The sequence below is a fragment of the Streptococcus merionis DSM 19192 genome, assembly GCF_000380085.1.
Lineage (GTDB): Bacteria > Bacillota > Bacilli > Lactobacillales > Streptococcaceae > Streptococcus > Streptococcus merionis.
Genome location: NZ_KB904560.1, coordinates 15,393 through 29,104 on the forward strand (window position 1 = coordinate 15,393; position 13,712 = coordinate 29,104).

11 protein-coding genes are annotated in these 13,712 nt (G+C 43.2%); 9 read left to right on the plus strand and 2 right to left on the minus strand.

Annotated features, from left to right (window positions below):
* Positions 1-387: 387 nt before the first annotated feature.
* The 4 genes from A3I5_RS0110555 (at position 388) to A3I5_RS0110570 (ending at position 5,726) form a co-directional block, all read left to right on the plus strand.
* The gene (locus A3I5_RS0110555) at positions 388-2,178 is read left to right on the plus strand and encodes a V-type ATP synthase subunit A (protein ID WP_018374577.1); all 1,791 of its coding nucleotides are present in this window, start codon (positions 388-390) and stop codon (positions 2,176-2,178) included.
* The gene (locus tag A3I5_RS0110560; protein ID WP_018374578.1) at positions 2,165-3,565 is read left to right on the plus strand and encodes a V-type ATP synthase subunit B; all 1,401 of its coding nucleotides are present in this window, start codon (positions 2,165-2,167) and stop codon (positions 3,563-3,565) included. The genes A3I5_RS0110555 and A3I5_RS0110560 overlap by 14 nt, the downstream gene beginning before the upstream one ends.
* Before the next feature lie 45 nt (positions 3,566-3,610).
* Positions 3,611-4,243: a V-type ATP synthase subunit D gene (locus A3I5_RS0110565; RefSeq protein WP_018374579.1), complete on the plus strand. Its 633-nt coding sequence runs from the start codon at positions 3,611-3,613 to the stop codon at positions 4,241-4,243.
* Between the two features lie 136 nt (positions 4,244-4,379).
* Entirely contained in the window at positions 4,380-5,726 is a 1,347-nt protein-coding gene (locus A3I5_RS0110570) for an MATE family efflux transporter (RefSeq protein ID WP_018374580.1), read from the plus strand.
* 255 nt (positions 5,727-5,981) lie between these two features.
* On the opposite strand, the gene ypfJ is transcribed toward A3I5_RS0110570, so the two are convergent.
* Together ypfJ and A3I5_RS0110580 are read right to left on the minus strand one after the other, a co-directional pair.
* Positions 5,982-6,902, minus strand: a complete 921-nt coding sequence (ypfJ, locus tag A3I5_RS0110575; protein WP_018374581.1) for a KPN_02809 family neutral zinc metallopeptidase — start codon at positions 6,900-6,902, stop codon at positions 5,982-5,984.
* A 74-nt stretch (positions 6,903-6,976) separates the two neighbouring features.
* Positions 6,977-7,852 carry a MurR/RpiR family transcriptional regulator gene (locus tag A3I5_RS0110580; RefSeq protein WP_018374582.1) on the minus strand — a complete coding sequence of 292 codons (876 nt, stop codon included), beginning with the start codon at positions 7,850-7,852 and terminating at the stop codon, positions 6,977-6,979.
* A 159-nt stretch (positions 7,853-8,011) separates the two neighbouring features.
* Between A3I5_RS0110580 and A3I5_RS0110585 the strand changes: the two genes are divergently transcribed.
* The 5 genes from A3I5_RS0110585 (at position 8,012) to A3I5_RS0110610 (ending at position 13,706) form a co-directional block, all read left to right on the plus strand.
* On the plus strand, positions 8,012-9,187 hold the full coding sequence (locus A3I5_RS0110585; protein ID WP_018374583.1) for an MFS transporter: 1,176 nt from the start codon (positions 8,012-8,014) through the stop codon (positions 9,185-9,187).
* A gap of 127 nt (positions 9,188-9,314) precedes the next feature.
* Positions 9,315-9,884 carry a sugar O-acetyltransferase gene (locus A3I5_RS0110590; RefSeq protein ID WP_026217040.1) on the plus strand — a complete coding sequence of 190 codons (570 nt, stop codon included), beginning with the start codon at positions 9,315-9,317 and terminating at the stop codon, positions 9,882-9,884.
* Between the two features lie 87 nt (positions 9,885-9,971).
* Positions 9,972-11,408, plus strand: coding sequence for a 6-phospho-beta-glucosidase (locus tag A3I5_RS0110595; RefSeq protein WP_018374585.1), 1,437 nt, complete (start codon positions 9,972-9,974; stop codon positions 11,406-11,408).
* Positions 11,409-11,556: 148 nt separating this feature from the next.
* Positions 11,557-12,384, plus strand: coding sequence for an alpha/beta hydrolase (locus A3I5_RS0110600; protein ID WP_018374586.1), 828 nt, complete (start codon positions 11,557-11,559; stop codon positions 12,382-12,384).
* A 581-nt stretch (positions 12,385-12,965) separates the two neighbouring features.
* A complete protein-coding gene (locus tag A3I5_RS0110610; protein ID WP_018374587.1) occupies positions 12,966-13,706 on the plus strand; it encodes an esterase family protein in 741 nt (246 codons plus the stop codon).
* The last annotated feature ends 6 nt before the right edge of the window (positions 13,707-13,712 follow it).

Here is a 13,712-nt window from a genome sequence, read left to right on the forward strand (position 1 = left end):
GGCTTTGTATCTTAGTAACTGAATTCGGGCTAAAAGCTTGGAAAAAAGAGACGCAGATGTTGTGAGCTTTGCTCACTATACAGATGCGGCTACCTTTAGGCATAAATCTTCCTAGAGCGCGGACACTCTTCGTCAGATTTTCTGTTTTTCAGTCGCTTTTTACACACCCTCATATCTTAAAACTGAACACGGGCTAAAATGCTCGGTAAAATGCGTGAGTTCCCTTGAGTCTTCGGACTCATCGGTCACTCCCTTATTTTCCATCGCATTTCTACACGCCCTTTGTATCTTGAATTAAATTCGGCCTAAAACCCTAGTGAAAATGATAATTTCTTATTTTTATATGGTTTTCTATATGGCCTCGTATCTTAACAAGGAGGGGAACTCTTGAATCAGGGTAAAATTATTAAAGTTTCGGGTCCCTTAGTGATTGCTTCTGGAATGCAGGAAGCAAATATACAGGACATTTGTCGTGTCGGAGACTTGGGCTTAATTGGCGAAATTATTGAAATGCGCCGAGACGAAGCCTCTATACAGGTTTATGAAGAAACATCTGGTCTTCGTCCAGGCGAGCCTGTGATCACTACAGGTCGCCCGCTTTCTGTGGAGTTGGGTCCAGGGCTCATTTCACAAATGTTTGATGGGATTCAACGTCCCTTGGAAAGTTTCAAAGAAGTAACACAGTCAGACTTCTTGATTCGTGGGGTTGAATTACCAAACTTGAACCGTGAAGCTAAATGGAGCTTCAAACCAAGTCTTTCAGTTGGCGATCATGTTATCGCTGGGGATGTATTGGGAACCGTTCAGGAAACAGAAGTGATTGAGCACCGTATCATGGTGCCTTACCAAATTGAAGGAAAAGTGATTGCCATCGCAGAAGGTGATTTCACGGTTGAAGAGACTATCTATGAAATTGAGCAGGTCAATGGGGAGATCTACAAAGGAACCTTGATGCAAAAATGGCCGGTTCGTCGTGGTCGTCCAATTGCTCAAAAGCTGATTCCAGTTGAACCCATGGTGACAGGTCAGCGGGTCATTGATACCTTCTTTCCTGTAACTAAAGGGGGAGCTGCTGCTGTACCTGGACCTTTCGGAGCTGGTAAGACCGTTGTGCAACACCAGATTGCTAAATTTGCCAATGTGGATATTGTTATCTATGTTGGTTGTGGCGAACGTGGTAACGAGATGACGGATGTACTGAACGAATTTCCTGAGCTGATTGACCCGGCAACTGGACAATCCATCATGGCCCGTACGGTATTGATCGCAAACACTTCTAACATGCCTGTGGCGGCTCGTGAGGCATCTATCTACACAGGTATCACAATTGCGGAATACTTCCGTGATATGGGCTACAACGTAGCTATCATGGCTGACTCCACTTCTCGTTGGGCTGAAGCCCTCCGTGAAATGTCTGGGCGTTTGGAAGAAATGCCTGGTGATGAAGGTTACCCAGCTTATCTAGGAAGCCGTATTGCTGAGTATTACGAACGTGCTGGCCGTGTTGTGACTCTGGGAAGCCAAGGGCGTGAAGGAACTATTACAGCTATTGGTGCTGTATCGCCTCCTGGTGGAGATATTTCAGAGCCTGTTACCCAGAACACCTTGCGTATTGTTAAAGTCTTCTGGGGCTTAGATGCACCTCTTGCGCAACGTCGTCACTTCCCAGCGATTAACTGGCTTAGCTCATACTCACTCTACGTGGATGAGATTGGTCAATACATCAACCAACGCGAAAACATGCAGTGGGCTGAAAAAGTTACTAAGGCCATGAACATTCTCCAAAAAGAGAGTGAGTTGGAAGAAATCGTCCGTTTGGTCGGTATCGATTCTCTGTCTGAACGCGATCGTTTAACCATGAATGCCGCGAGGATGATTCGCGAAGACTACTTGCAGCAAAATGCCTTTGACGATGTGGATACCTATACATCTTTCCGCAAGCAAGTGGCAATGCTCAGCAACATCTTGCTCTTTGATGACGAAGCTAACCGTGCTTTGGAACTTGGAGCTTACTTTACAGAAATTATGGATGGTACGGTAGAATTACGTGACCGTATTGCCCGTAGTAAATTTATCTCTGAGGACCGAATCGCTGAGATTGAAGGTCTGTCAGAACAAATCAAGACAATCTTGCACGAGATTGTCGCAAAAGGAGGGGTGACTCATGAAGGTTATTAAAGAATATCGGACCGTCAGTGAAGTTGTTGGCCCCTTGATGATCGTTGATCAGGTTGAAGGGGTGCGCTACAACGAGCTGGTCCACATCAAACTCCACAATGGTGAGATGCGCCAAGGTCAGGTCTTGGAAGTTCAAGAAGACAAAGCTATGGTTCAGCTTTTTGAAGGATCTAGCGGCATTAACTTGGAGCAAGCTAAGGTTCGTTTTACCGGTCGTCCTTTGGAATTGCCGGTATCTGAGGATATGGTTGGTCGTATCTTTAATGGTATGGGAAAACCTATCGATGGTGGTCCAGATTTGATTCCAGAGAAATTCTTGGATATCGATGGGCAGGCTATTAATCCAGTAGCACGTGACTATCCTGATGAATTTATCCAGACAGGAATTTCAGCCATCGATCACCTCAATACCCTTGTTCGTGGTCAAAAGTTGCCAGTGTTTTCTGGCTCAGGCCTTCCTCATAAGGAATTAGCAGCGCAGATCGCTCGTCAAGCAGCTGTCCTCAACTCAGAAGAAAACTTTGCTGTGGTTTTTGCTGCGATGGGAATTACCTTTGAGGAAGCTGAATTCTTTATGAATGACCTACGTGAGACAGGTGCCATTGACCGCTCTGTTTTGTTCGTGAACTTGGCCAATGACCCCGCGATTGAGCGTATCGCGACACCGCGTATCGCCTTGACAACAGCGGAGTATCTGGCCTATGAAAAAGATATGCACGTGCTGGTTATTATGACCGATATGACCAACTACTGTGAGGCTCTTCGTGAAGTCTCTGCAGCGCGCCGTGAGGTTCCAGGTCGTCGGGGTTATCCAGGTTATCTCTATACCAACCTCTCAACGCTTTATGAGCGTGCTGGACGTCTGGTCGGCAAAAAAGGTTCTGTCACACAGATCCCGATCCTTTCCATGCCTGAGGATGATATTACCCACCCAATCCCGGACTTGACAGGTTATATCACTGAAGGACAGATTATCCTTTCTCGAGATCTCTACAACAGTGGTTATCGCCCACCGATCAACGTTTTGCCATCACTTTCACGGTTAAAAGACAAAGGATCTGGTGAAGGCAAGACACGTGCAGACCATGCAGCAACCATGAACCAGCTCTTTGCGGCCTATGCCCAAGGAAAACAGGCCAAGGAATTGGCAGTCGTGCTAGGTGAATCAGCCTTGTCTGAAACAGACAAGCTCTATGTCAAATTCACCGATCGTTTTGAGAAAGAATACATCAACCAAGGTTTCCAAACCAACCGAACCATTCAAGAGACACTTGATTTGGGCTGGGAACTCTTGTCTATCTTGCCTCGTACGGAATTGAAGCGGATTAAGGATGAGATGATTGACCAGTATTTGCCAAATGCAGCGTCTCAAGAGGCTGATGCTTAATGCAAAGTCTCTTGTTAATGACTTGGAACCTATGGAGGACAAACGATGGCACGTTTAAATGTTAAACCAACTCGGATGGAGTTGAGTCGTCTTAAGGATCGCTTAAAGACTGCTGTCCGAGGTCATAAATTGCTCAAGGACAAGCGTGATGAACTGATGCGCCGGTTTATCGAATTGATTCGTGAAAACAACCGCCTCCGACAAGAAGTGGAAGCAGGTATGGTAGATAGTATGCAGGATTTTGTCTTGGCTAAGTCATTGGAGAATGACAAGATGGTACAGCAAATCTTTGCTGTACCGACGAAAACAGTAGAGCTTCACATTGAGACTGAAAATATCATGAGTGTCAATGTTCCTCGCATGCATATGAACGTTACCAATCCATACGGGGATGATGAGGGCGATGTCGTGTACAGTTACTTGGCTTCTAACTCTCAGATGGATGCTGCCATTGAGCAAATTGAGAACTCACTACTTAAATTATTGCGCTTGGCAGAGATTGAAAAATCCTGCCAGCTCATGGCGGATGAAATTGAGAAAACGCGTCGCCGTGTTAACGGCCTTGAGTACTCAACCATTCCGCAACTCAAAGAGACCATTCATTACATCGAAATGAAACTCGAAGAAGCTGAACGCGCTAACGTTGTTCGCATGATGAAGGTCAAAGACATGGGATAGCTTTCGGGCTATCTTTTTGATTGAGTTGTCATTTTATACTTTTAAAAATGTCTGTGGGAACAATAGTTGACAACCTTAAACATTTGCGGTATTCTAGTCACTGTTTGAAAAAATGAACTGTTTTTAGGAGAAAATGATGCATGATTTAACCAAGGGAAGTCCCATTAAAGTGATTCTTCTCTTTACGATTCCACTGGTTGTAGGGAGTATTTTTCAGCTACTGTATAATTTTGCAGATTCGATGATTGTCGGCCACACTTTGGGAGAGCAATCCTTTGCAGCGGTGGGAGCGACGGGAAGTATTACGTTTTTAATTCTTGGTTTTGCGCAAGGTCTGACAGGTGGCTTTTCAGTGATTCTTGCTCAGAGATTCGGAGCCAAGGATACAGTGGGGATTAAGCGCTCTTACGCGACAGGGTTGGTACTCTCAATTGGAGTTGGCCTTGTTTTGACAGTTCTTTCTTTAGCCTTTTTACGAACATTTTTGACCATCATGCAAACGCCTGAAGAATTGATTGAACAATCTCATCGGTTTCTTAAAGCTATCTTTGGCGGAATGATTGCCACTATTTTGTACAATTATCTGTCCAATAGCATTCGTGCTTTGGGAGATAGTCGGACGCCACTTTTGGCCTTGATTGTAGCTGTCATTCTCAATGTTATTTTGGATTTTGTTTTTATCTTGACTTTCAAAATGGGTGTTTTTGGAGCTGGTGTTGCAACGATTCTAGCACAAATGGTGTCCGTCTTCTTCTTGTTTTGGCATATCAAAAGGCGAGTACCTCAATTGCAGCTGTCTAAGAATGATTGGCAATTGTTGACAAAAAAGGAGAGCAAACGCCACCTCCAACTAGGTCTTCCTATGGGCTTTCAAGCGTCAATTATCGCTATTGGTGCTATGACCTTGCAGTATGCTCTCAATCAACTGGGAACTGAGGCAATTGCTGCGCAAGCTATTGCTAGTCGCACTGATCAACTGGCTATGTCACCTATGGTCAATCTTGGGCAGGCTATTTCAACTTTTACCGCTCAAAATTACGGTGCTAAGGCTTATCGGCGTATTTTTGAAGGGGTTAAGAAAACAGTTGCGTTGTCTGTTGCCTGGTCTGTCTTCTTTGCAGTGATTTTACTTCTTGGAAATCGGACTTTCTCAACACTATTTTTACCAGAAGGTTCGGAAGGGATTTACAAAATGGCCTTTTCCTACTACCTCATCAATGGGCTTTGCTACTGGATTTTGGCCATTCTTTTTGTTCTAAGAGGTTTTATCCAAGGACTTGGTAAAAGCTTTGCGCCGACTCTGGCAGGCGTCATGGAGCTGGTGATGCGAGCGGCAGTGGCCTTGATTGGTCTTCATTATTTTGGATTTGCCGGTGTCGCAGCAGCAAATCCAGCAGCTTGGATAGGAAGTGTGATGGTTCTTATTCCCACAACCTACATTGTCGTGAAGCAGATAAAAGTTGCTATGGTACAAGGCGTGTAACGTTAGTGCAATTCAGTTTAATACTCAATAAAAATCAAATTCAAACGTCGTCAGCGTCGCCTCGCCGTACGTCAATGCAGCTTCCTAGTTTGTTTTTTGATATTAGACAAATGAAGGTACGGTTTATAAATTGAAACACTGTAATGTTTCTCTAAATACGAAAATGACCTGGATTTCCAAGTCATTTTTTCTGTCTGCAACTGAAATAGCTACCGTTCATTGCTCCACTATTCAGGAATAATCAAACTTAACACCTTAAATATCTCCGCTGAAAGTATCTCCATGGGATAAATCGCCATACTGGTAGCCGCGGTCAAACCATTTACGGCGTTGTTCTGAAGTGCCGTGGGTAAAGCTGTCTGGCACAACTCGGCCGTAGGCTTTTTCTTGAAGAGTATCATCACCGACGGCATGGGCCGCAGCCATCGCTTCATCGATGTCGCCAGCTTCTAATAGGCCTTGACCGTCAACATACTTGGCCCAAGCGCCTGCATAGTAGTCTGCTTGAAGTTCGAGACGAACAGTTAGGGCATTCGCCTTTTTTTCAGAAAGTTGCTGGCGAGTACGGTTAAATTCAGTCATAGTACCGAGTTCTGTCTGCACATGATGGCCGACCTCGTGTGCGATGACATAGGCCATGGCAAAGTCACCTGAGGCATTGTATTTGGTCGTCAGGTCTCGATAGAAGGAGAGATCAATATAGACTTTTTTATCTCCGGGACAGTAGAAGGGACCTGTAGCAGCATCTCCGAGGCCACAAGCTGTCTTAGTGCGTCCGCTGTATAGGACAAGCGTCGGTGGATTATACGTTCTGCTATTGCGAGCAAATTCTTCTGTCCAGAAGTCTTCTGTACTTTGGAAAACCTTACTGAGAAAAACAGCCTCATCATCGGTCACATCTGTCTGGCTTGATTCTGCAGCTTCTTGATAAGTATTAGAATACCCACCTGAATCAAAACCAAACAAATTGCCCAGACCAGAACCTCCACCTACAAGGGTCAGGAGCAAGAGACCTAAAATCAACCATTTTCCTCTACCTGAAGAAAGGAGCAGTTGAAGGAGAATATTTGTTCCAAGGCCACCTCCACCTGTGCTCCGACCAAATCCACCACCGGTCGAACCTTGCCCACGGCGGTCTTCCACTCGGTTGCTCTTTTTGAGATCATCTATTTTCATAAAGCTATCCTATTTCCTTTTCATTAACTAATAATAGTATAACCTAGAATCCTAAAAAAAGGAACTAAGTCTTCTCATTCTTTCAAAATAGACGAAGACGCACTGCGATCTACCTCCAGAATACGTGATGCCTCAATGCGAAGTCTGGTGTTATGGTCATAATCAAGTGAAAAAACACAGGCGTAGAGCGTGTCTAGAAGGTAAAGGATAGACTCATCTGTCGCAAAAGAGCTTATTTTGGAATAGAGTTTTTCCCGTGTTGATAAGCGGAGAATAAGGTCAGTATACTGGGTCATCTGGTTTTCACCAAGACTTGTGATGAGAACCATCGGGATTTTCTTGTCTTTTAGAATCTTTGCAGATCTGATAACGCTCAGATTCTCACCAGAGTAGGAAATCATCAGTGCACAACTGTTTTCTTGAGCGAAGTAAGCATTAAAATAAGTCTCACCACTGAGATCGTGGACGCGGACATCTTTTCCAATACGATTCATCTGGAGAGCAAATTCTTTTGTCAGAAGCAGATTATTACTGGTTGCAAAGATGTGAATGGTCTGAGATTTAGCAAGGACTTGGATAATTTTTTCCAAGTGATTAGGGTCTAAGAGTTCAAGTGTTTCAGTGGTAACTTCTTGTTTTAGCTTGGCTATTTTGCTGGCGATGCGCTGAAAACTGTCATAGCGTCCGAACGGATAGTTGGCATCCACATAATTGACAGTTTTGTCTAAGTAGTCTATCTCGGAGAGAAAAGCTTCTTTGAACTCTTTCCAACCAGAAAATTGAAGTTTTTGGGCAACGCGAACCAGTGTTGACTTTGATGAGAATGTTTCTTCAGCGATTTGTGTAGTGGTCAAGTCTTTGATACGGTGCGGGTGTTGCAGTAAAAAATCAACAATGATCCCCTCACTGGCAGAAAAATGTTGGGTTTCTAACTTTTCAGTAATTAGCATAAAGCCTCCTTGCAACAACTTTTTCAAAATAATCACAGAAATAGAGCAATCTGATGAACAGTGTTCCAATTTGTAACCCTGTTATCGTTTTTAACTGATTTTATGGTATCATAATTAGAAGAATTTCTCAAAATTGAAAAAGACCAAGGAGAATAAAGGGTGCGAGTGTTTAAAAATTCCTATCTGGCCTACTTATTGATGTACATGTGTTATTATCTATCATGGGCGCTGTTTTCATCTTTGATTTCAGTCTATTTATTGGATTTGGGCTATAAGGCTAGTCAGGTCTCAGCTGTTGTTTCGACTTCCTTTATAGCGTCTATGCTCAGCCAACCCTTGATAGGCTGGCTGAATGATCGCATGGGCATCAAAAAAGTGACTTGGCTTCTCTTGTTTCTGACTATACCTGGTGCTCTTTTGATGATAGCCACGCAAAATCTGTTACTCATTACTTTGGCTTACAGCTGGGTTTTGCTTTTGGTGAATGGGTCTATTCCTGTCATGGAAAAAATAGCGACCAGCAGCCCCTTTACCTACGGAAAAATTAGGATTTGGGGAACGATAGGTTTTGCACTGGGAAGTCAGTTTGCAGGGCTGATATATGAGCGTATTGCTCCTTATGCTGTATTTCTTGCCTTTATCATAAGCATGCTCCTCACACTTCTAGGTATTTGGGGAACAGAGGTAGACGAGGATGTTCATCTAGCTAAAACGCCTCAGTTGTCTGCACCTGATTCTACCAGAAAGGCTTTGTTTCATAATCAAACTTATCTCTTTTACCTTTTTATAGCCATGCTCTTTTCAGGAGTAACCAATGCAGGGCATACCTACATTCCAGCGATGCTAGAAGCTAGTGGTTTTACTGTTCAAAGGGTCAGTTCGATTGTAGCGCTTGCAGTCCTGTTTGAAACACCTTTGACCCTGTTTTCCTATAAATTCATGGACCAGCTGTCTTCCAGTCGTCTCTTTAAACTAACCACTTTGTTTGTGATGCTACAATTCATGATCTATGCTTTGGAGCTTGGTCCCATGTCTAAAGTAATAGTCACTCTGTTAGGAAAACATACGACTGGCATGCTTTTTATCATGCTGAACATGAAGATTGTGAGCTCCTTGGTTGATAAACGTTACTTGATTACAGCACTGTCTTTGGTTCAGGTCTTTCGCAGTCTAGGCTCTATTTTAACGCAAAGCGTTGTTGGCCAGATTATTGATCGTTGGTCATACAGTGCCATGTGCTGGTTTTTAGCTATGGTTGCCCTAATCGTTTACGGCTTACTTCATAAGATCTCCTTACCAGACGGGCGGAACCAAAATCTCTTTAGCAAGTCCTGAACACCGTTCTAACTTTCTCGGCTTAAATCTGTCTGCTTTTGAAACCTTGTTCCAAAACTCCTATATGGGCTTACATCATATGACAACAAATGATAAACTAGAGGTAAATAAATCGGAGGTAGAAATGATGACGGAACTTGAAAAATTAAAAGCTGGCTTACCGTATAATTTTTACGATGCTGAGGTCGCTGCTGTAAAGGCAAATGCTGTAAGACTGTGTCAGGAATACGATGCTATTGCCTTTGATGATGAAGTTGCACTTGATGCTAAGATTCGTGAATTATTTGGTTCTTGTGCTGGGGCAGTTTCTGTCCAGCAAGGATTCAGATGCGATAATGGTCAAAATATTCATATCGGAAAAGACTTTCTGACGAATTACAATGTGACTATTTTAGATATTGCACCAGTTCATATTGGGGATTATTGCATGATTGGCCCTAATACACTAATCTCAACAGTGGGACATCCTTTAAATCCAAAAGGAAGACGAGATAAGCTTGCTCAGGCAAAGCCAATTCATATCGGAAATGATGTTTGGATGGGTGGCAATGTTACTATACTACCTGGTGTCACGATTGGGAATAACGTCGTTATTGCAGCTGGTGCTGTTGTTTCCAAAGATGTTCCAGACAATAGCCTAGTAGCAGGTGTGCCAGCCAAGGTTATTCGTCCTCTCGACAATAATATTGAAAATTAGCCATTAAACTCGATTGACGAACGGTGTCAAAAGATAACCCATTTCTAATCTAACTCTGTCATATCTTATAAAAAAGGAGCATTAAATATGTCATTTCCAAAAAATTTCCTCTGGGGCGGAGCCCTTGCAGCCCACCAATTTGAGGGTGGCGTTTTAGAAACTTCCAAAGGCCTTAGTGTGGCTGATGTCATGACCGCAGGGGCGCATGGTGTGCCACGTGTTATTACGGATGGTGTGGTCAAGGGAAATTACTACCCTAATCATGTTGGGATTGATTTTTACCATCGCTATAAGGAAGACATCGCCATGTTTGCAGATCTTGGTTTCAAGGCCTTTCGCACGTCAATTGCTTGGACACGGATTTTCCCGACAGGCTTTGAAGAGCAGCCAGATGAAGAAGGGCTTCAATTCTATGATGACGTTTTTGATGAGCTCTTGAAATACGGCATCGATCCAGTCATCACCCTGTCTCACTTTGAAATGCCTTATGAATTAGCTAAGAAAAATGGCGGCTTCATGAGCCGTGATACGATTGATCGTTTTGTGACGTTTGCAGAAGTGGTTTTCAAGCGTTACAAGGACAAGGTCAAATATTGGATGACCTTTAACGAAATTAACAACCAAATGAATTACAGCAACGATATTTTTGGTTGGACCAATTCTGGTGCGCACTTTGGAGACTACGATAATCCTGAAGAGGCTATGTATATTTGTGGACATCACACGCTTGTAGCATCAGCTTTGGCTGTCAAAATTGGTAAGGACATCAATCCTGATTTCCAAATCGGGAACATGATTGCCATGACACCTGTCTACCCTTATTCTTGTCGTCCAGAGGATATGATGCTTGCTACTAAGGAAATGCATGATCGTTGGTTTTTCTGTGATGTGCAAGTTCGCGGTCACTACCCAGCCTATGCTCTCAAAATGTTTGAACGCAAAGGATTTAATATTCCAATCACTGAAAAGGACAAGGAAATCTTGGCAGCAGGAACAGTTGACTACATTGGTTTTAGCTATTACATGACTAAGGTAGTTGACTCACAAGCTGTTCCTAAAGATGTCAGTGAAAATGTTGCGGATTCATCACCGTTTACCGTTAAGAATCCTTATATTGAAGAGTCCGCATGGGAATGGGCGATTGATCCAGTTGGTCTTCGCTACGCCCTCAGCCAATTTTATGAGCGTTACGAAAAACCGCTTTTCATCGTTGAAAATGGCTTTGGAGCTATTGACGTCAAAGAAGAAGACGGCTCAGTTCATGACCCCTACCGTATTGATTACCTGCGCAGCCATATTCAAGAAATGGAAAAAGCCATCAATGAAGACGGCGTAGAGCTATGGGGCTACACACCTTGGGGCTGTATCGACTGCGTGTCATTTACCACAGGTGAGATGAAAAAGCGTTACGGTTTTATCTATGTGGACCGTGATAATGAAGGCAACGGTAGTCTTGAGCGTTCTAAAAAAGATTCTTACGACTGGTACAAGCAAGTCACAACCAGCAATGGTATGATTTTGTAGAATTTCCAGAAGATAGTCACTTTCCTCAGAGTTATGGGGGAAGGTGATTTTTTTGTTTTTCGAATATGCTTTAACCTCTATCTCTTAGTTTGCATGAGAGCGTTTTTAGTGTATAATCTAGAAAAGAACCTTGCAGAGGGATTGACCTATGAACAAACATTATTTTTATTTGGAGATGGAAGAACACTACTTAGAAGTGCCTTATTTAGGTGAAAAGAGGCGTGTGCGTGTGCTTTTGCCTAAAAATTACAGGAAAGATACGAATCGTCGTTATCCTGTGGTCTACATGCACGATGGGCAAAATATTTTTTACAGCAAAGAGGCCTTTACGGGTTACTCGTGGAAGGTGATTCCAACCATCAAGCATAATCCAGATATTCCCCGCATGATTGTGGTAGGGATTGATAATCACATTTCTCGGATGAATGAGTATGCACCGTGGCGGTTTTCCAATATCCATCATGAAGCTGATCAGAACATGGGAGGCAAGGGTCAGGAGTACTCCGAGTTTGTCATGGATATCGTCAAGCCTTTTATTGACAAGACCTACCGCACTAAGGCTGATAAAAAGCATACTGCTATGGTTGGCTCGTCTCTCGGTGGCAATATTACTCAGTTTATGGGGGTGCTTTATCAGGATCAAATCGGTGGCCTGGGAGTCTTCTCCTCAGCGAATTGGCTCAATCGCTCGGAGTTTGATCGCTTTGTGAAGCGTCAACCCTTGGATAAGGAACAGCGAGTTTACATCCAAGTTGGAACAGATGAAGGTGATGATACGGATTCGACCCTAACCAAGTCCAATATTAAACAGTTGTACATTGATGAGTCCTTGCTGTATTATCGACAATTGCTGGAAGGTGGTTTGCCGCTAGATCATATTAAGCTCAATGTAGTGGTCGGTGCTATCCATCACGAGCGTGTCTGGGGAACCTATTTGCCAGAGTGCCTAAGATTTCTCAGTGAAGGTTGGGATTGATTTTAGGTTTGCTTAAGTTTTTTCTGAGATTTCTTTAAGCTATTGGAGATATACTTGAATCATCAAGAAGAAACGAGGTATCCTTATGGCAATCGAAGTAATTTACAATACAGAATTTCAAACAGCGACCGACCAAGAGACCTATGGTCAGGAACATAAAATCGATTGAATCGAAAATGATATAACTTTGCTTTAGAAAGGCATGCAAGATGACATTCTGATTTTGAGACAACTGTGTTCTAATCTCGTGCCAATCTACTATAAAACAGCTCAGACGCTATGAACTGAGCTGTTTTCTGTTGCAAAAGTAAGGCTAAGCAGGTAAGAAAGCAGAAGGAGTTTCCAACGGGCTGTAGTCAGTTTAGACAAGCAGACCTGTTTTTCAAAAATATGTAAAGATCTAATAATATAGGAATCTGACGATAAATCAGCTTTGGCTCAGGCTAAATCCTTTATTCTAAAGCTTTTCCGCTTATGATTGGGGGTTAGAGTAATACGTGTGAATTTTCTGAATATATTTGTTGCAAATCAATCTTTTTGTGGTAAAATAGGATAAATAAGTAAGAGTTAGAGGTATTGTGATGCATTTTGAAGCGTTGAGTCACTGGTCTGGCCAATTGGGGCGAGAAATGTTTTTAAACCGTTATGGCCATGCAGGCCTTCCTGTTGTGGTTTTTCCCTCTTCGGGTGGGACGCATAATGAATATGCAGATTTTGGCATGATTGAGGCCTGTCAGACTTTTATTGAAGCTGGGAACATTCAATTTTTCACGTTAAGTTCGTTTGATAGTGAGAGTTGGCTGGCGGAGGAGAAATCAATGCATGATAAGGCACTTGCCCATCAGGCTTATGATCGATACCTTATTTCTGAAGCTATTCCATTTATTAAGCATAAGACGGGGTGGTTTGACCCCATGATGACGACAGGCTGCTCTATGGGAGCTTACCATGCAGTCAATTTTTTCCTTCAGCACCCAGATGTCTTTAATAAAGTGATTGCTCTGTCTGGCGTTTATGATGCTCGGTATTTTGGTGGAGATTTTGGAGATGATTTAGCTGTTTATTACAATTCTCCATCGGATTATATTTGGCAGCAGAATGACGGCTGGTTTATCGACCGTTATCGTCAAGCAGACATCATCGTTTGCACAGGTCTAGGAGCTTGGGAGCAGGACGGTCTACCATCTTATCACCAACTCAGACAAGCCTTTGCAGAGAAAAATATCCCTGCTTGGTTTGATCAGTGGGGTGGTGATGTTGCCCATGACTGGGAATGGTGGCGCGTGCAGATGCCTTACTTTTTGACAGCACTTGGATTCTAGGAGGTT

What these genes read in the sequence shown, in the direction of transcription:
- A3I5_RS0110560 (WP_018374578.1), top strand. Translation starts at nt 2,165, where the DNA reads ATGAAGGTTATTAAAGAATATCGGACCGTCAGTGAAGTTGTTGGCCCC.
- A3I5_RS0110565 (WP_018374579.1), top strand. Translation starts at nt 3,611, where the DNA reads ATGGCACGTTTAAATGTTAAACCAACTCGGATGGAGTTGAGTCGTCTT.
- A3I5_RS0110570 (WP_018374580.1), top strand. Translation starts at nt 4,380, where the DNA reads ATGCATGATTTAACCAAGGGAAGTCCCATTAAAGTGATTCTTCTCTTT.
- ypfJ (WP_018374581.1), bottom strand. Translation starts at nt 6,902, where the DNA reads ATGAAAATAGATGATCTCAAAAAGAGCAACCGAGTGGAAGACCGCCGT.
- A3I5_RS0110580 (WP_018374582.1), bottom strand. Translation starts at nt 7,852, where the DNA reads ATGCTAATTACTGAAAAGTTAGAAACCCAACATTTTTCTGCCAGTGAG.
- A3I5_RS0110590 (WP_026217040.1), top strand. Translation starts at nt 9,315, where the DNA reads ATGACGGAACTTGAAAAATTAAAAGCTGGCTTACCGTATAATTTTTAC.
- A3I5_RS0110595 (WP_018374585.1), top strand. Translation starts at nt 9,972, where the DNA reads ATGTCATTTCCAAAAAATTTCCTCTGGGGCGGAGCCCTTGCAGCCCAC.
- A3I5_RS0110600 (WP_018374586.1), top strand. Translation starts at nt 11,557, where the DNA reads ATGAACAAACATTATTTTTATTTGGAGATGGAAGAACACTACTTAGAA.
- A3I5_RS0110610 (WP_018374587.1), top strand. Translation starts at nt 12,966, where the DNA reads ATGCATTTTGAAGCGTTGAGTCACTGGTCTGGCCAATTGGGGCGAGAA.